Origin of the sequence: Flavimobilis soli (assembly GCF_002564025.1) — a bacterium.
GTDB classification, from domain to species: domain Bacteria; phylum Actinomycetota; class Actinomycetes; order Actinomycetales; family Cellulomonadaceae; genus Flavimobilis; species Flavimobilis soli.
Window position 1 is genome coordinate 1,289,231 of record NZ_PDJH01000001.1, and the last position, 19,242, is coordinate 1,308,472.

The 19,242-nt window shown below is 72.6% G+C and carries 10 protein-coding genes; all 10 read right to left on the reverse strand.

The window, feature by feature from the left end; translation table 11 throughout:
* Positions 1–2: 2 nt before the first annotated feature.
* The 10 genes from ATL41_RS05920 to nuoL all read right to left on the reverse strand — a co-directional run bounded on the left by ATL41_RS05920 (position 3) and on the right by nuoL (position 19,239).
* Entirely contained in the window at positions 3–965 is a 963-nt protein-coding gene (locus ATL41_RS05920) for an AAA family ATPase (RefSeq protein WP_098457649.1), read from the reverse strand.
* 105 nt (positions 966–1,070) lie between these two features.
* A complete protein-coding gene (locus ATL41_RS05925; protein WP_098457650.1) occupies positions 1,071–7,199 on the reverse strand; it encodes an Ig-like domain-containing protein in 6,129 nt (2,042 codons plus the stop codon).
* A gap of 10 nt (positions 7,200–7,209) precedes the next feature.
* The gene (locus ATL41_RS05930) at positions 7,210–8,799 is read right to left on the reverse strand and encodes a serine/threonine protein kinase (protein ID WP_098457651.1); all 1,590 of its coding nucleotides are present in this window, start codon (positions 8,797–8,799) and stop codon (positions 7,210–7,212) included.
* Positions 8,799–10,265, reverse strand: a complete 1,467-nt coding sequence (locus ATL41_RS05935; RefSeq protein ID WP_098457652.1) for an FHA domain-containing protein — start codon at positions 10,263–10,265, stop codon at positions 8,799–8,801. Before ATL41_RS05935 ends, ATL41_RS05930 begins: the two co-directional genes overlap by 1 nt.
* Positions 10,262–11,122 carry a PP2C family protein-serine/threonine phosphatase gene (locus ATL41_RS05940; RefSeq protein ID WP_098457653.1) on the reverse strand — a complete coding sequence of 287 codons (861 nt, stop codon included), beginning with the start codon at positions 11,120–11,122 and terminating at the stop codon, positions 10,262–10,264. The genes ATL41_RS05935 and ATL41_RS05940 overlap by 4 nt, the downstream gene beginning before the upstream one ends.
* A gap of 12 nt (positions 11,123–11,134) precedes the next feature.
* Entirely contained in the window at positions 11,135–12,844 is a 1,710-nt protein-coding gene (locus ATL41_RS05945; protein WP_098457654.1) for an RDD family protein, read from the reverse strand.
* A gap of 134 nt (positions 12,845–12,978) precedes the next feature.
* A complete protein-coding gene (locus ATL41_RS05950; protein ID WP_098457655.1) occupies positions 12,979–14,004 on the reverse strand; it encodes a polyprenyl synthetase family protein in 1,026 nt (341 codons plus the stop codon).
* Complete coding sequence (gene nuoN, locus ATL41_RS05955) at positions 14,001–15,782, reverse strand: NADH-quinone oxidoreductase subunit NuoN (protein WP_098457656.1); 1,782 nt, start codon at positions 15,780–15,782, stop codon at positions 14,001–14,003. The genes ATL41_RS05950 and nuoN overlap by 4 nt, the downstream gene beginning before the upstream one ends.
* Entirely contained in the window at positions 15,779–17,317 is a 1,539-nt protein-coding gene (locus ATL41_RS05960) for an NADH-quinone oxidoreductase subunit M (protein ID WP_098457657.1), read from the reverse strand. Before ATL41_RS05960 ends, nuoN begins: the two co-directional genes overlap by 4 nt.
* Positions 17,318–17,334: 17 nt before the next feature.
* Entirely contained in the window at positions 17,335–19,239 is a 1,905-nt protein-coding gene (nuoL, locus tag ATL41_RS05965) for an NADH-quinone oxidoreductase subunit L (RefSeq protein ID WP_219810406.1), read from the reverse strand.
* Positions 19,240–19,242: the final 3 nt, after the last annotated feature.

The window sequence follows — 19,242 nt, forward strand, 5'->3', positions numbered from 1 at the left end:
CGTCAGACGACCCGCTCCACGGGGGGCGCGGTCGTGGCGACGACGTCCTGGAGGACCTCGTCGCTCGTGACGCCGGCGAACTCTGCCTCGACGTCGAGGACGAGGCGGTGCGCGAGCACGGGCTCCGCAAGGTCCTTGATGTCGTCGGGGATGACGAACGGGCGTCCGAGGGACGCCGCCCACACCTTGGCGCTGCGCACGAGGGCGAGGCAACCGCGGACGCTCACGCCGAGGCGGGTGCGCGCGTCCTCGCGGGTGGCCTCGGCGAGGCGCGAGACGTAGTCGAGGACGGCCTCGTCGACGTGGACGGTGGCGGCCATGTCGGCCATCTCGGCGAGCGCCTCGGTCGTGATCTTGGGTGCGAGGCGGGACGCACGGTCGCGGTCTGCGGCCCCGGCGAGGATGCGCACGGTCGACGCGTGGTCGGGGTAGCCGAGCGACGTCTTGATGAGGAAGCGGTCGAGCTGCGCCTCGGGCAGCTTGTAGGTGCCCGCCTGCTCGATCGGGTTCTGGGTCGCGATGACCATGAAGGGCCGCCCGACGTCGTACGGCACGCCGTCGACGGTCACGCGGGCCTCTTCCATGACCTCGAGGAGCGCGGACTGCGTCTTGGGCGAGGCGCGGTTGATCTCGTCGGCGAGCAGGATCGACGTGAAGACGGGCCCACGGTGGAACGTGAAGGAGCCGGTCGACTGGTCATAGACCGAGACGCCCGTGACGTCGGAGGGCAGCAGGTCCGGCGTGAACTGGATGCGGTGGTGCGTGCCCTGCACGGTCGCAGCCATGGCGCGAGCGAGCGACGTCTTGCCGGTGCCCGGTGCGTCCTCGAGGAGCAGGTGCCCCTCGGCGAGCATCGCGGTCATGGCGAGGCGGATCGTGTGCTCCTTGCCGAGGACGGCCTTGCTGACGTTCGCGGTCAGCGCCTCGAAGGTCTCGGCGAACCAGCCGGCCTGCTCGGGTGTCATCACGGTGCGGTGCCTCCGTGGTCAGGACCCAGGTCGGGTCGGGCTGTGTGCTGCGATGTTCTCCAGGGCGGGCTCACTCTACCGAGCGCCGCCCCGCGGGGCTTGCTACGGGCCGTCCTCCCCGTCGTCGGGCGGCGGGTCGGGCGCGGCCTTCGGCGTCACCGTGACGGTCGTCGTGGCCCAGTCGCTGGCCTTGTCCGCCGAGTTCACCGCGCGCACGCGGATGTCGTACTCCGCGCCGCCGTCAGACTCAGGCACCGTGAACGAGAACGTGCGCTGCGAACTTGCGACAGACCCTTCTGTCCAGAGGAGCGTGCCCTTCTTGCGGTAACCCCAGGTGAACTCCTTGAGCGGTGCGCCCCCGTCGTCCACGTGTGGGGTCCACGTCGCCGTCACACCGAGCTCGACGGGCGAAGAAGCGACGAGATCCGGCGCCTGAGGCGGATCGGGAGTCGTCGTGACGCTCGCGGTGGCGACCTTGCTGTCCCCGACCCCGTTTCTGGCGAACGCGGTGACCGTGATGACGCCGCGGTGCGAGTCCGTGCCGGTGGTGCCCTGCTCGCACCGTTCGGGCTTGCCCTCCTCCAGCACACATACCTTCAGGTCAGCCGGGGACCCGCCGTCGCTTCGCGCCCGGACGCTCCACCTGTAGCTGCGTCCGCCCGTGGCCTCAACCGTGACCTCGGGCGACTGCGGCACGGTCACGACGCGGATGCCCTCGAGGCGGAGAGCCGACTCCGTCGGGGCGCACACGTTGCCGCCGCCCTCGACGATGCACGGGCGCACGGTCACGGCCGGCGAGGTGGCCTCGCTCGACTGGCCGCTCACCGTGACGGAGGTGCCCTCGACGCGCTGGCGCTCGGCGTCGCCGATGCGGACCCAGTAGAAGTCGACGCCCTTGCCGACGCGGCCGGTGTTCGACGGCGGGTTCCACGAGTACCGCACCACGCCACCGCCGAAGTCGGCGCCGGTCGGGTTGGTCTGCACGACGGCGTCGCGCGTCGCGGCGCCCGGCGTCGCCCACGTGCGGGCCGAGATCGTCGCCGGGTCGGACGTCCCGGCACGGTTCGTCGCGACGACGGTGAACGTGTAGTCCTGCCCGTTGTTCACGGAGAAGGTCTCGCTCGACCGCGAGCCGTCACGCGTGCGGGACTCGCCGCCGGACATCGTGATCGTGTAGCCGCTGATCTTCGCGCCGTTCGGGTCGGCCCCGGACCACGAGACCGTGATCGTCCCGTCGCCCTGCTCCGTCTTGAGCGTCGGCGCCCCCGGACGCCCGGCAGGCGTCTCGGACGCGGCGGGGCTCCACGGGCTCCAGTTGCCCATCGAGTTGGTCGCGCGCACCTGGACGGAGTACGACGTGCCGTTGCGCAGGCCGGTGACGTCCCTGCTCGTCGTCGCCGAGGAGATGATCTGGTTCGCGCCCGAGCCGCCGATCACCTGGATCTCGTAGCCGGTGACGGGCAGCCCCTCGGAGCGCGGTTCCTTCCAGCTCACGCCGAGCGCCCCGTCCTTGAACTGGAGGGTGGGCGCGCTCGGCGCCTCGGGAGTGACCTCGAGACGCACCGGGTTCGACACGGGCGACTTCTCGGACCATCCGACGACGTTGCGCGCCCGGACCGTGAACGTGTACTCGCGGTCGTACTCGAGGTTGCGCACCGTCAAGCGCGTGCCGACGGACCTGAGCACGGTGCCGTCGCTCACGGTCACCTCGTACTCGGTCACGGGCGGCGCGGAGAGGGGCGCGTCCCACGACAGGTCGATCGTCGGGCCGTCGCCCGCACGCGCGACGGGGCCCGACGGCGCGTCAGGCACCTCGGCGACCGTCACCGTGACGATGCCCTCGGCCTCACGCGTCGGCAGGTTCGTCACGTCCCGGACGCGGAACCGCACCTTCATCGTCCCGGTGGCCGTCGACGCCGGGGTGATCGAGAGCGAGCCACCCGAGACGGCCACCGTCCCCTGCCCGGCGACGACGTCCGCGCTCACGACGCGCAGCGGCTCGGGGGCGAACGGGTTGAAGGCACCGGTGAGCACGTTGACGGTGCTCGCGACGCCCGGGAGCGCGTCGATCGAGAAGTCCTGGACGCGCGGCGCCTGGCGGTCGCTCTGCGTGACGCGCACGTTCACGGCCTCGTCGAGGATGCCGCGGGCGCCGTAGGAGATCTGGATGCCCACCTTGCCGACCGTCTCGGGCTGCGCGGCCGTGCTCGCCTGGAGCGTGAGCACGGTGCCGTTGAGCGTCGCGGTCACGCCGGCGGGCGGGGGCGTCGTGATCTTGTACCCGTACAACGCCTGGCCGGGCGTCTCGCCCTCGGGCCCGCGCGTGACCGCGTCGAGGTCGAGGGAGATCGGCATGCCGCCCTGCGCGACGTCGAGCGTCGGCACGAGGAACTGCGGCGGGTAGTCCTCGGTCGCGTAGACCGTGATCGGGAGCGTGAGCACCTTGAAGCGCGCGTCGGACGCGCCCTGTGCGGCGTCCGTCACCTCGAAGGTGATCGACGCAGGGCCCGCGTAGGACGGGTCGGAGACGTAGCGCAGGGTGCGCTCGTCGACCGTGAGCGGCGAGCCGTCGGACCGCGTCGCGGAGACGCTGTCGGTGCTCGCCAGGCGCGCGGTGCGCCCCGGCCCCACCTGCACGAACTCGTCGAGGTCGATGAGCAGCTCTGCGCCCGAGGCGACGCGCAGCTCGCGCGCCTTGGGGCGCAGCACCGGCGGGAAGTCACCGAGGGCGGGCACCGTGATGAACGCGTACGACCCGACGCCGTCCGCCTCGGGGCGCGTGTTCGTCAGCAGGTACGGGATGGTCCGGGCCGTGTCGCCGAGAGTCACGACGACCTGGTTCTCGGCGTCGACCCGGGCGATCGCGGCGTGGCTGCTCGGCACCGACACCGCGAGGTCCGTCAGCGGCCCGGACGGGTTCTCCGCGACGGCGAGCACGTCGACCTCGATCGTCGTCTTGCCGATCGTGTCGATCGCCGGGACGACGACGTCGCGCGCGACGGGCGGCTCGATCCGCGCGTCCTTGACGGAACGCACGGTCAGGACGGCGCTCGCACGGCCACCGAGGGCGTTGCCGACGGTGTACGGGATCGCCCAGACACCCTCGTCCTCGGGCGTCTGCACGACGATGCGGCGACCGGCGACGCTCGCCTCGATCCCCTCGGGCGGGGTGAAGGGGTCGACGATCGACAGCTCGCCGCCCGACGGGTCGACGTCGTTGGCGAGGACGCGCACCTCGATGCGCTCGCCGGGACGCACCTGGACCGTCTCGTCGCGCGCGACGATCGGCGGGCGCTCGTCGGTGCGCAGCGCGATGCCGACGCGGATCGTCGCGACGGAGCGCTGACCGACCCAGTCCTCGACCGCGTACGTGAACGTGTCGGTCCCGGACTCTCCCGGGAGCGCCTCGTACTCGAGATAGTCCGCGCCGACCGCGACGATGCGCCCCTTCGTGGGGGCGGACGCCTGGCCGAGCAGCGTGACGCCGTCGCCGTCGCGGTCGATGCCGACGAGCGGCACGGAGATGCGCACGCTCTCGCCCTCGAACACGCGGGCGGTCAGGTCGAGCGGGCGGGCCGGCTCCTTCGTCGCACGGTCGGACGCGTGCACGTTGACCGTGAGCTTCGCCGTCGTGAGGTTGTCGTTCGAGTCGGCGACCTGGAACATCGCCGTCGCCCGGCCCGGGTTGGGGCCGGCCTGGTACCGCAGCACGTCGCCGGAGACGAAGAGCAGGCCCTCGGACGGGGCCTCCGCGAGCTCGCGGACGAGCGTCATGTCGTCGCCGTCCGGGTCGAACGCGTCCTCGAGCACGGGGATCGTGACGACGCCGCCGGTGCGGACCGTGACCTCGACGTCTGGCACGACCGGCGGGCGCTGCGTCGCGCTCGGGTCCGTCGGGATGACGAGGATCTCGCCGCGCGCCGTCTCGGGCCCGTTCGAGACGACGTACTCGATCGTCTCGGGTCCTCCGAGCGAGCGCTCGGCCGAGATCCGGAGCTGGCGGTGGTTGATGACGCCGAGCCGCAGGTCGGAGCCGGAGCCCGCCGTCGCGGACACGAGGACGAGGACCGAGCCGTTCGGGTCGGTGTCGTTCGCGAGCGGGTCGATCGTCACCTCGCCGCCGAGCGGCAGCAGGGCGATGTCGCGCACGGCGACCGGCGGGAGGATCTTCTCGGGGACGGCGACGACGTCGATCCGCGCGAGGCGCGCGGCCTGCTGCGTCCCTGCGGTCACGACGACCGGCACGTAGTACGTGCCCGTCACCGACGAGCGGAAGGTGAACGTCCCTGCTGAGGTGTCGGCGACGACCTCCGTGCCCTCGACGGCCTCGACCGCAGCGAGGCGCGCCGGCTCGCTCGTCACGTTGCGGACCGACGCGAGCACGTCGACCGTGATGAGCTCGCCCTGGCGGGCGGTCGCGTGGATCGGCTCGATGACCGGCGGCACCGTGCCGGGCGCGCGGATATCGACGTAGACCTCACCCTTGACCTGGTCCTCGCCGTCGCTCACGGTCACGCGGACCGTGCGGCGGCCCAGCTCGGCGCCCGTCGCGTCGAAGCGCAGGATGCCGTCGAGCCGCGCCCGCACCGTCCCCGAGCCCGAGACGACCGACGCGCCCACGAGCTGCAGGTCGTCGCCGTCCGGGTCGGTGAAGGACGCGAGCACGTCCGCGCGCAGCGACGCGCCCGCCTCGACGGTGAACGTCGGGCGGCGGTCCTGCACCGGGGCCGAGTTCGTGCCGCTCGGCACGACGGTCAGCGTCACGGTCGTGGTCTGCGGGACGTTGCCCGCGCGGCCGTCCGACACGGAGTACGTGAAGTCGACCGAACCGGTCGCTCCCGGCTGGACGGTGAGCTGCAGGGCCCGCCCGCCGTACACGGGCTCGATCGTGCCGAAGGCTGCGGGGATCTCGTCGATCTCCGTGATCGTCAGGACGCCGCACTCGATCGACACGTCGTTGTTGAGGACCTGCAGGATGGTCGTGCGGCCCGCGCGGACGCCGTACTTGTCCGGCCGCGGCTGCGGCGTCGACGTCTGCTCCTTGCACTCCTCGAGGGTGTCCGTCGTGGACTCGACCTCGTCGGTGGTCTTCTCCTCGTCGCGGGACTCCTCCTCGCGATCGATCGTGTCCCAGTCGGGACGGTGCATCGTCGGGACGTCCGCCGGCAGCCAGACCATGCCCTCGCGCACGTCGTTGAGCGCGATGACGTTCCGGTTGGTACGGAAGCGCAGCTCGGTCGCGCCGTCGACCCCCGTGAGGGCCTCGATCTGCGGCTCGTCGCCGCCGCAGCTGCGCAGGTAGCTGCCCGACGGCGAGGACCACGCGCCGTACTCGCAGCCGCCCAGGAACACGGGCGCGGCCGGGGTGCCCGCCGCGCCTGTCGGCACGTCGCTCACGTCGCCGCCCTCGAGCGAGACGCGCACGAGGCCGCTCGTCGAGCCGAGGAGCACGCGGTCGTGCGCGGGCCCGGGCTGCTGGAGCGTGACCGCGCCCTGCGCCGAGAGGTCCGCGACCCAGCCCTCCGCGTGGAGGCGCCCCGCCGCGAGCACGGCGATCTTGTCGCCGACCGCGGTCGCGGCCTCGGGCACGACGCCCTTGGCGTCCTCGAGCTCCGGCCCCTCGGTGACGACCTTCTGGCCGTCGACGACCTCGACGCGCGTCACCTTGCCTGTCGTCGGGTCGAACGCGAGCACCACGCCCGACTTCGTCACGACCGCGACCGCGCCGGCGCCGAGCGTCGCGTCGGCCGCGCCCGGGTCGAGCGACATGCCGGCGAGCGCCGAGAAGGCGGAGACCCACAGCTCACCGTCCGGCGACGTCACCGCGACAGTCCCGGCGTCCATCGCGACCGTCGCGTCCGCAGGGAGCACGACAGGCGTGCTGAGCGAGACCGTCGCCGGGTCGACGACCGTCGCGGTGCCGGCCTCGACGAGGAGGACGTCAGCGCCGGACTGCAGCACGTCGAACTGGTCGCGGTTGGCGACCACCCCGCCGTTGAGCTCCTTGATCTGGGCGTTGAACCGGCCGAGCTTCTGCGACGTCTTCGCGGTGATCCACACCGAGCCGTCGTGCAGGTCGACCTGCGCGACCTTGACACCAGGGTTGACGAAGGCGAGCACGACGAGGAGCGCTGGCACGACGGCCGCAGCGACCGTCGTCATCCAGCGCCGCCCTGAGCGGTCCGGGCCGCCAGCAGCCTTCTGGAGCGTCGATGCGCGGGTACGACTCATGATTCTTCGCTCATGGGTAGCACGCCCTCGCGGGACGTGTCGACACACGCCCGTCGGTCCTCACGACCGAGACCTCGATGCACACGGAGTCTTCGCCCTCGGGGATCTCCACCGTCGCCGAGCCCGACACCGTCACCTGCCGCTCGTCGCCCCCGTCGATGCCCCACAGGTACCGGTCGCCCTCCTGCGGGTCAGGGTTCACCCACGAGAACAGCACCGTGCGCCCGCCGCTCGACGCCGCGACGACGTTGGTCGGCACGGGCACCACGGAGGAGTCGACGGTCGTCGCCGACGGCGTGGGGGACGACGTCGTCGGGCCCGTGCGCGGCTCCCCCGTGGAGAGCAGCGCCGCTGTCACGAGAACACCCACGACGACGACCGCGGACGCGCCGACGCCGATGCGCCGCCACGTGCGGCTGCGCGCCTCCGCCGAGCCTGCCGCCGTCTCGCCCTGCGCGTCGACGACGCTCGCGCCGAGCGCGTGCCGTCCCGTCGCCGGCTGCCGCGCCCCCTCGGGCAGCGGCGGCGGCGCGAGGTACGTCGGCACGGGAGATGCCAGCACGGGCGGAGCCGTGTCGACCTCGATCGACGACGCCGCCGTCGGCGCGCTCGCCGTGCTCGACACCGTCGGGGGCTGCACCGGGTCGATGCTCGTGATCGGGCGCAGCCGAGTGACCTCGCCCTCGGCGAGCCCCTGGACGGGCGCGCGCACGACCTTGCGCTCGAGGTCCTCCGGGACGTCGATCTGCGTGACGGTCAGACCCATCGACCGCTCGACCTGCTGGAGCGCCTGCGCGACGGCGAACGCCGTCGGGTAGCGGCGCGCGGGGTCCTTGCTCATGGTCCGCGCGAGCAGCGCCTGGAGGCCCGCGGGCACGTCGTCTCGGTCGATGTTCGGCAGCGGGCTGCGCTCGATGCGGTTGATCAGGTCCGCAGGACCGTTGGGCTGGCCCGGAACCTCGAACGGCGACCGGCCCGCGAGCATCGAGTAGATCGTCGCGCCCAGCGAGTAGACGTCGCCGCGCACGTCGCCCTGCGGGTCCTCCGCGAGGAGCTCCGGCGGCGACCACGGGATCGACATGCCCGTGCCGGCGGCGCTGTCGCCGCCCATCGTCGCCGCGATGCCGAAGTCCGTGAGCGCCGGGTAGCCGTAGTCCGTCGTCAGGATGTTCGCCGGCTTGATGTCGCGGTGCAGGATGCCCAGGCGGTGCGCCGCCTCGATCGCAGACGCGAGACGCACGCCCGTGCGCAGCGCCTCCGTGACCGTGATCCGCTCCGAGCGGTAGCGCGAGCCCAGGCCGGGGCGGGAGCAGTACTCCATGACGAGGAAGGGACGCCCGTCGGCCGCGATGTCGGCGTGGTGGATCGTCACGATCGACGGGTGGTGCGAGAGCTGCGCCATGAGGTTCGCCTCGACGAAGAACCGCTCGCGCGTCGCCTCGTCGATCGAGCTCGCGAGCAGCACCTTGACCGCGACCGAGCGCTGCGGCAGGTCCTGGCGGTACTCGAAGACGTCGGCGAAGCCACCGAGCCCGAGCAGGCGGACGTACTCGAAGCCCGGGATCGTGGGCGGCGTCGACGCCTCCCGACGCGCCCGCATCAGGAACGCACCACCCGGAACGTCACTCCGTCGCCGATGTCGACCGTCGCGTCAGGGCCGATCTCGATCGGAACGCCGGGGCGCACGCGCTGCGGCGCCTGGCCCCGCGCGTGCAGCACGACACCGTTCGTCGAGTCGAGGTCCGTGACGAAGACCCGCTGCCCCTCCTGGACGACCTGCGCGTGCGTGCGGGAGATGTCGTGGTGCGGGCTCGACACCGTCACGAGACGCGGCAGGTCCCGGTTCGCGACGCGGCTGACCACCGGCGCGCGCCCGATCAGCACGGCGCGGTCGAGCGTCACGACGAGGCCGCTCGACATGACGAGCTTCGCGGGCGCGAACTCGGTCGGGACCGCGAACGGGCCCGGCACCTGCGGGTGCGCCCAGCTCGACAGCGAGCGGCGGATCTCGACGAGGTCCGAGCTGAGGATCGTCTCGCCGTCGTGGTCCTCGACGGCGCGGACCCGGGAGCCGGCAGGGCGTGTCGCCGGAGCGGGCTGGGCCGAGGGTGCCGTCGGCACGGCCGACGTCGGCTGCTGCGGCGCGGCCGGCGCCGCGAGCCTCGGCTGGGTGTGCTCGGGCGGCGACGTGTGCTCCGGCGGGACGGTCTGCTCGGCCGGCGCCGTGGCCTCCGTCGGCGGGTGCAGGTACTGCGGCTGCGGGGTCGGCGGGGCCGGGACCGGCGGCACGGTCCCCGCAGGGCTGGCCGCGGACGCGCTCGCGCCGGTCGGCTCGGACGCGCGGTCGACGCGCAGGCGCGTGACCTCGACGTCGTCCTCCGCCGGGGGCGCCGCCGAACCCGCGCGCACGCGCGTGAGCTCGACGTCCTCGAACGACGACGCCGCAGCCTCGTCGCGCACGCGCGCGGCGGCGACGTCCTGCCGCACCTGCGCCGAGACCGTGAGGATCGTGTCACCGTACAGCTCCTCCTCGAGCTCCGCGTCCGCGGCAGCCGCCGCCCCGCCGATCGAGCTCGCCGGGAGCGACACCCGCAGGTGCACGGTCACGCACGCAGCCGGCACGACACCCGCGAGCGCCGCGTAGCCGGTCCCGCGCCGAGCGGTCGCGCCCTCGGGCGCGTCAGCGGCTGCACGGACCGTGAACTCGTCGACGTCCGCCCACTCGACGCCGACCCACGGCACGTCCGACGCACCGGCCGCGCGCAGGTGCGAGTCCTCGCCGACGACGGTCGACGAGTCGAGCGCGCGCCCGCCCACGGCCTCGAGCTCGACGGCGCCGCGCAGGTACGCGCGCACGATCGGCCCGGACATCTCGACGAGCCCGAACGCCCCCTGCGAACGGCTGCCCGTGAGCAGCGGCAGGAGCGCGTCCATGCCCTCGCCCGCACGCAGGACGTCCCACACGGCATCGAGGACGGAAGGCAGCGTGCCCTCGGGCAGGAGCGCGACGCAGCCCTCGGCCACGACGGCGACCCCGGGCCCCGGGAGGTAGCGAGGGACGATCATCGCGACCCGCCCTCGTCCCCGCGCGGGACCGTGCTGCCGTGCAGCTCCTCGTCCCACGCCGCGCCGTCGGGCCCGTGCAGCGGCCTCCGGTCGGCGTCCTCGACCCGGCCGCGCGTGATCGTCGCGTCCTCGGCGGGCAGGCCGCCCGCGAGCGCGACGACGTCGACGACGACGACCGTCACGTTGTCCCGGCCGCCGCTCTCGACCGCAGCGCCGACGAGCCAGTCCGCAGCGACCTGCGGGTCGTCGAACGAGCGCAGGCCGTGCTCGATCGTCGCGTCCGTCAGCTCCGTCGTCAGGCCGTCCGAGCACAGCAGGAAACGGTCCGCCGTCGAGACGGGCAGGAGCCAGTAGTCCGGCTCCGGCATGGACCCGGTGCCGACGGCGCGCGTGATGACGTGCCGCTCCGGGTGGTTGCGCGCCGTCTGGCTGTCGATCTCACCCGAGTCGAGCAGCTCCTGCACGACCGAGTGGTCGACCGAGATCTGCTCGAGGCCTCCCTCGCCGAGGCGGTACACGCGCGAGTCGCCGACGTTGAAGACGAGCCAGTACTCGCCGTCGTCGATCACCGTCAGGGCCGCCCCCGCGACGGTCGTCCCGCCCGTGCGGTCGCCGAGCGCCTCACGCATGCGACCCGCCGCACGCATGATCGCCTCGTGGACCTGCTCGGTCGTCGCGTACTCGTGACCGATGAGCGCCGTGAACTCGTCGACCACGACACGGCTCGCGACGTTGCCCGCGTCGTGACCGCCCATGCCGTCAGCGACGAGGAACACCGGCGGGTAGGCCAGCAGCGAGTCCTCGTTGATCGACCGGACGAGCCCTTGGTCGGTCGCGGAGCCCCAGAGTGTGCGCACGGATCCCCCGGCTCAGTCGTTGCGGTGGACGAAGGACGCGGAGTAGTCACCGAACGTCACGGTCGCCCCCTCGGGCAGCCGGACGACCTGGTGCTCCGCGCAGATGATCTGCTGCCCGTCGACGAGCGTCACGACGGTGCCGTTCGTCGACCCGCGGTCGACGACCCACACGCCGTCCGCGTCGACCCCGACGAGCAGGTGGGTCTTGGAGACCGACCGGCCCGGGTCCTGGACGCGGACGAGCTCGCCGATGCTCTCGTCGGACGCGGGCGCAGGGTTGCGACCGATGAGCACCGTGTCGGTGATCGTCAGCTCGGTCCCGTCCGAGATCCGCAGGAGGGCCGACGGCGGGATGTGCGCCGAGGTCTCGCGCTTGCGCGGCGGGTCCGTGCGCAGGCGGGTCATCTCCGTCTCGTCGTCGAGCTCCTCGATCGGCCCCGTCGCGGCGTGCGCGAGGACGGGCGCGACAGGCGCGGGCTGGGCCTGCACCGGCCGGGAGGGCTCGTCAGGCCGGAGCACGAGTGCAGGTGCCGACGGCGCAGGACGCGCCGCTGCCTGCCCGAACTGCGGCACAGCCGTGATGACGCCCGACGCGTCAGCCTGGGGCACGACGGCGGTCGGTGCGGTCGACGCGCTCGCGCCCGAGCCGAGCGGGGCGTTGCCGTACGGGGCGCTCGGCTGCGCCGGCGCGGTCGGAGCGTGGGCGGGCTGGGCCGGGACGGGCGGGGCGGCGGGCACCGGGTGCTGCGCGTGGGCGACGGGCCCCGGGGGCGGGGGCACGACCGGGCTCGGGACCACGGGCACGGGGTTCGACCCTGCGGGAGGCGGCGGCACGGGGCTGGGCTGCTGAGCCAGGCCGGGCTGCGGCACCGGGCTGGGCTGCGGGACGGGGGCAGCCTGCGCGGCGGGGACAGGCGGGGCGACCGGCGGCTGCGGGACGGGCGGCACCGGGTGCGCGGGGACGACGCGCTGCGCCGCCGTCGCGGCGTCCGGCTCGCCGAGGTACGCGGGCAGGGGCGGGACGCCGCTGCGAGCCGCGGGCGGCGCCGGCACCGGGGCCTGCGCCGCCGCCGGCTGGGGCACGGGGGCCGCCGGCACCGGGCCCGGTGCTGCCGGCGACGGGGCGGGAGCGCTCGGTGCGCCCGGCACCGCGAACGGGACCGCGCTCGTCGGGGCCGGGTCGACGGTCCCGCGCGCGACGCGCTCGGCACGTCGGCCCGGCTCGTCCGCAGGGGCCTCGGTCACGGCCGAGCTCGCGGCGCGGTCGTGCCAGCCGCGGAGCCTGCCCGAGGAGTCGAAGAGAGGCGAGAGATAGCCGACGACGACAGCGCCCGTCGCCGCGAGCACGACCTGGCGCAGGAGGTACCGACCCATGCCGATCGGCTGCGCCGTCAGCTCGTCGAGCACCCGGATACCCAGGAGGCGCTTGCCGATCGTGTACCCGCGGGTGCCGGCGAGCCGCCACTGCACAAGGCCGAGCAGGAGCGCGAGGAACAGGCCCAGCCCGACGGTCGCCGGAGGGGCGGGCGGCACGACGCCGACGTCACCCGCAGCGATCCGCCGCGAGGCGTCCAGGACGCCGAGGTACCACGGCACGACGAACGGGACCGTCAGGACCACGGACAGGACGTAGTCGACCAGGAAGGCGGCCACGCGCCGACCGTACGACGCCGTCGTCAGGCTCGGCGCCGAGGGGCCCCGGGATGAGTACCGTGCATTCACCTGTGGAAGTCCTGTCCCTGTTCACCGTCGATGCGACTGACTGCCGGCTGCCGCGCGAGCACCGCACGAGAGCCGGGCACGCCGCGGAATCAGGTTACACGGGCCCCTGTGGATCGCCTCTCGGCGGTCACGGGTCAGGAAGCGCGGTCGACCAGGGCGTCCGCGAACGACTCGAGAGCCGCCCGGACGGGTCCGTCGGGGAGGCCCGCGACCTGCTCCACGGCCTCGCGCGCCCAGCGCGTCGCCTCGGCGCGCGTCTCCTCGACGACGTCGTGCTGCCGCAGCCGGTCCACGACGTCCGCGAGCACCTCGTCCGAGCTCAGGTCGCCGTCGAGCATCGCGACGAGCTCGGCGTCCTCGTCCGTGCTCTCCCCCGACGCGACGCGGGCGCGCAGCAGGAGGGTCGGCATCGTGGGCACGCCCTCGCGGAGGTCCGTGCCCGGCGTCTTGCCCGTCAGCTCGGACGGCGAGGTCAGGTCGATGACGTCGTCGGCGAGCTGGAACGCCACGCCCACGCGCTCGCCGTACTCGGCGACCATGTCGGCGTACTTCTCGTCCGCCCCCGCGAACCACGCGCCGAAGCGCGCGGACGTCGCGAGGAGCGACGCCGTCTTGTCCGCGAGCACCTGGATGTAGTGCTCGACCGGGTCGTCCCCCTCGCCGGGGCCGACCGACTCGCGCAGCTGGCCGAGGCACAGCCGCTCGAACGTGCGCGCCTGCAGCTCGACGGCCTGCGGCCCGAGGGCCGCGACCGTGAGCGACGCCCGCGCGAACAGCAGGTCGCCCGTGAGGATCGCGACGTTGTTGCCCCACAGCTCGTGCGCCGCCGGCGCACCACGACGCAGCGGCGCCGAGTCCATGACGTCGTCGTGGTACAGCGATGCGAGGTGCGTCAGCTCGACCACGACCGCGGCGTCGAGCACCTCGGTCGCGTCCGCCTCCCCCAGCTCGGCGCACAGCAGCGTCAGCAGCGGGCGGAGCCGCTTGCCGCCGGCGCTCATCAGGTGCCGCGACGTGGCGTCGGCGAGCGTGTCGGCGTGGCGGGCAGCGTCGTGCAGGCGCTCCTCGACCGAGGCGAGACGGGTGGCGAGGCGCTGAGCGAGGGCGTCGTCGGGAACGGGGAAGCCGACTGCGCCGCGAGCGTCGTGGGAACGGGTCACGGTATGAACTTAGCCGCCTCGGCGACCAGATCGAGAACCGGGCCCGGGAAGACGCCGAGGACGACCGTCGCGATCGCGCACAGCGCGATCGACACCCGGCTGCCCAGCGAGCCCTTGAGGACCGTGACGCCGCCGCTCGTGCGGACCGGGGCGGTCGCGAGCTGCAGGCCCACGCCCGCCTCGCGGCCCTCGCCCGCGTCGGCCGCGACGGGCTCGGCCGCAGCCGCGCCCTCGACGACGAGCTCCGTCGTCTCGACCGGCGCCGGGTCCACGAAGAACATCAGCACGATGATGCGGACGTAGAAGAACACCGCGATCGCCGAGCACAGGACGCCGATGAGCGCGAGCCACCACAGGCCCGCGTCGACCGCGACCGAGAACGCGGAGAACTTCCCGATGAAGCCGGCCGTGAGCGGGATGCCCGCGAACGACAGGAGGAACAGCAGGAACGAGCCCGCGAGCCACGGGCTGCGCTTGCCGAGGCCCGTCCACTGCGACAGGTGCGTCGCCTCGCCGAGGACGACGACGCCCTCGCCCGCGCCGGAGGCCGGCGCGGTCTCGCGGACGAGGTGCACGACGGCGAACGCGCCGACCGTCGCGAGGCCGTACGCGAAGAGGTAGAAGAGCACCGCGGGCAGCGGAGCCATGTCGAGCTCGGCCATCGGGTCGAGCGCCTGGACCGAACCGACCGCGACGAGGACGAAGCCCGCGTGCGCGATCGACGAGTACGCGAGCACCCGCTTGACGTCGTGCTGGACGACCGCGACGACGGAGCCGACGAGCATCGTGAGGATCGCGACGGTCCACAGGCCGACGAGGAGCGCGTCCTGCGGCTCCGGCAGCATGAGCGGGATCGTCCAGTACGCGACGCGCAGGGCCACACCGAACGCGGCGACCTTGGTGCAGGCCGCCATGAAACCGGTGATCGGGGTGGGCGCGCCCTGGTAGACATCGGGCGTCCACTGGTGGAACGGCGCCGCGCCGACCTTGAACAGCGCACCGACGAGCATCATCAGCACACCGACGACGAGCAGGCTCGTGAGATCCGCGTCGCCCGTGGTGCCGGAAAGCGAGTCCTGCATCGTGGTGAGGCCCGCACCGAGGATGTCGGTCAGGCGGAGCTTGCCGGACCAGCCGTACACGAGGGCGGCACCCATGAGGAAGATCGCCGACGCGAACGAGCCGAGCAGGAAGTACTTGAGCGACGCCTCCTGGCTGAGCAGGCGACGGTGACGTGCCATGCCGACGAGGACGTACAGCGGCAGCGAGAGCACCTCGAGACCGATGAACATCGTGATGAGGTCGCCTGCCGCGGGCAGGACCATCATGCCGCCGACCGCGAACAGGAAGAGCGGGTACACCTCGGTCTGCTCGAGGCCCTTGCGGCGTGCGAGCTCCTCGTAGTCCGAGCCGGGCACGGCCGCCGCCGTCGGGGCGAAGGCCCCGCCGCCCGGCGTACGGTCCGCGACGACGAGCAGCGCGAGCGCGGCGACCACGAGGACGATCACCTGGAGGATCAGCGAGAAGTACGTCAGCACGACCGACCCGCCGAGCACGAGCAGCACCGGCTCCTCGGCCGAGAGCCGGGACCACTGCGCGCCCATCATCACGGCCGCGGCGAGCAGCACCACGAGGCTCAGCGTCAGCTGGACGGGCCTGCGCACGCGCGCCGGCAGCAGCGCCTCGAGGAGCACCCCGAGCACACCCCCGCCGAGCACCAGGATGTACGGGGCAAGGAGGAACCAGTCGACCGTCGGTTCGACGAAGACGGGGCTCATGAGGCACTCCCCTCGGAGATGTGCTGGGTGGACACGGTCACGTCAGCGGGCTGCTCGACGAGGTCGAGCGCCGGACGCGGGTAGAAGCCGAGCACGAGCATCAGCACGATGAGCGGGGCCACGACCCAGCGCTCGCGTCCCGCGATGTCCGGGAGCTCGGTCAGGCCGTCGCGAGGCGGGCCGGTGAAGATGCGCTGGTACGTCAGCAGGATGTAGAGCGCGGCGAGGATGACCGCGGTCGCCGCGACGATCACAGCGGCCGGCGACGCGCTGTACGAGCCGATGAGCACCATGATCTCGGAGACGAACGGCGACAGGCCCGGCAGCGACAGGGCCGAGAGGCCGGCCACGAGGAACACGCCTGCGATCACGGGCACCACGCGCTGCAGGCCGCCGTAGTCGGCGATCCGCTGCGAGCGGCTCGGGTGCCGCGCGACGATCATGCCTGCGACGAGGAACAGCAGCCCCGTCGAGAGCCCGTGGTTGACCATGTAGAACGAGGCGCCGGCGACCGACGTCTGCGTCGTCGCAAAGATGCCGAGGACGATGAAGCCGAAGTGCGACACCGACGTGTACGCGATCAGGCGCATGAGGTCCGTCTGGCCGAGCGCGAGGAGCGCACCGTAGATGATCGACACGACCGCGAGGACGATGACGACCGGCGCGGCCCACGCGGACGCCTCCGGGAAGAGCGGGAGGCACAGCGTGAGCATCCCGAACGTGCCGACCTTGTCGAGGACGCCGACGAGGAGCGCCGACGTACCGGCGGGAGCCTGCTGGGCGGCGTCCGGCAGCCACGTGTGGACGGGGAACATCGGCGCCTTGATCGCGAACGCGAGGAAGAAGCCGAGGAACATCAGACGCTCCGCGGTCTGCGACATCTCGATGCCGACGAGGTTCTCGACGAGGAAGCCCTCCGCGCCGCCCGGTCCCTGGAGGAAGAGCGCGATGACCGCGACCAGCATCACGAGGCCACCGGCGAGCGAGAACAGCAGGAACTTCACCGCGGCGCCGCGGCGCTGGGCGCCGCCGAACGCACCGATCATGAAGTAGATCGGGACGAGCATCGCCTCGAACACGACGTAGAAGAGGAAGACGTCGCGCGCCGCGAAGATGAGCGTCATGAACGCCGCCGTCACGAGCGTCAGCGCGAGATAGTGCCGCAGCTTCTCGGCGTCGTCGCCCTGCTCCCGCCACGCGGCGAGGATGACGAGCGGGACGAGCACGACGCCCAGGGCGACGAGCAGCAGCCCGACTCCGTCGACGCCGACCGCGTAGCTCGTGCCGATCTGCGGGATCCACGAGTGCTGCTCGTAGAGCTGGTGCGAGCCCGCCCTCGACGTGTCGAAGGCGAGGAACGCGCCGACGAGCAGGCCGACGTTGACCAGGGAGAAGACGAGCGCGGTCGTCCGCACGTGCTTGCGCGCCCCGCGGGGCAGCGCCCACACGACGACGGCGCCCACGACGGCCACGAGCACGAGCGCTGTGAGCCAGGGGAAGGAGGCGGTGACGTTCTCGGTCACGAGGTTGTCCATTTCTCTCGTCGTCCCTCTCAGCCCTGCACGGCCAGGACGACGACGGCGATCACGAGGACCCCGGCGAGCATCTCGGCAGCGTAGGAGCGGACATATCCGTTCTGCAGGGCGCGCAGCGCCCGACCCAGACCCGAGGAGCCGCGGCCCAGCCCCGTGAAGGTCGAGTCGACGAGCGTGCGGTCACCGTAGACGAGCGACCGGGTCAGGTACTGGCCGGGGCGCATCACGAGCGACTCGTTGACCGTGTCCTGGTAGAGGTCCTTGCGGGCGGCCCGCGTCAGCAGGGAGCCGCGCGGGGCCACGACCGGCACGGTCGACGCCGCGTACTGGCGCCAGGCGAGGAACGCACCGAGGAGCACGAGCACGAGGGTCGCGGCCATGATCACGGGGATCGGCAGGACCGGCTCGTGGTGCTCGACGTGGCCCGTCACCGGCTCGAGCCAACCGACGAACGCGTCGCCGATCGTGAGCACGCCACCGAGGGCGACCGAGCCGACCGCGAGGAGGATCATCGGCGCCGTCATGAGGGCCGGCGACTCGTGCGGGTGCTGGTCCGGGCCGGTGCCGTCCTTCTCGCTCGTCCAGCGCTTCTTGCCGTGGAACGTCATGAAGAACAGGCGGGACATGTAGAACGCCGTGATGCCAGCACCCAGGAGAGCGATCGTGCCGAAGACCCACGGCTCCCAGCCGTCGCCGACGAACGCCGACTCGATGATCTTGTCCTTGGACCAGAAGCCCGAGAACGGCGGGACGCCGAGGATCGCGAGCCAGCCGAGGCCGAACGTGATCCACGTGATCTTCATGTACGCGGACAGCCCGCCGAAGCGGCGCATGTCGACCTGGTCGTTCATGCCGTGCATGACCGAACCGGCGCCGAGGAACATGCCGGCCTTGAAGAAGCCGTGCGTCAGCAGGTGGAAGATCGCGAACGCGTAGCCGATCGGGCCGAGGCCCGCGGCGAGCATCATGTAGCCGATCTGCGACATCGTCGACGCGGCGAGCGTCTTCTTGATGTCGTCCTTCGCGCAGCCGACGATCGCCCCGAACAGGAGCGTGATCGCACCGATGATCGCGACGACGAGCAGCGCCGTCGGCGCGAGGTTGAACACGGGTGCGGAGCGCACGATCAGGTAGACGCCGGCCGTGACCATGGTCGCGGCGTGGATGAGCGCGGAGACCGGCGTGGGGCCGGCCATCGCGTCACCGAGCCATGCCTGCAGCGGGAACTGCGCCGACTTGCCGCACGCGGCGAGGAGCAGCATGAGGCCGATCGCGGTGAGCTGGCCCTCCGTGGCGCTCGGCGCGCCGTCGAACACCGTCACGAAGTCGACGCCGCCGAAGGTCGCGAACATGAGCATGAGCGCGACGATCATGCCGACGTCGGCGACGCGGTTCATGATGAACGCCTTCTTGGCCGCGGTCGCGTAGGACGGGACGTGGTTCCAGAAGCCGATCAGCAGGTACGACGCGAGACCGACGCCCTCCCAGCCGACGAACAGCAGGAGGTAGGAGTCCGCGAGGACCAGGAGGAGCATCGCCGCGACGAACAGGTTGAGGTACGCGAAGAACCGGCGCCGGTTCTCGTCGTGCTCCATGTACGCCACCGAGTAGAGGTGGATGAGCGAGCCGACGAACGTCACGAGCAGGACGAACGTGAGCGACAGGGGGTCGATCCGCAACCCTGCCGAGAGCGACATGTCGGCAGTCGAGATCCAGTCGAAGAGCTCGAGGTCGCGGACACGGTCCTCGCCGGGGTAGCCGAGCAGGCTGAAGAGCAGCGAGGCGCCCAGCACGAACGTCGCGACCGAGGCGAGCAGGCCGAGCCAGTGACCCCAGCGGTCCGCACGGCGGCCGAGCACGAGGAGGATGCCGGCGCTCAGGAGCGGGATCGCCACGAGCAGCCAGGCGCTCGTCTGGACCATGCC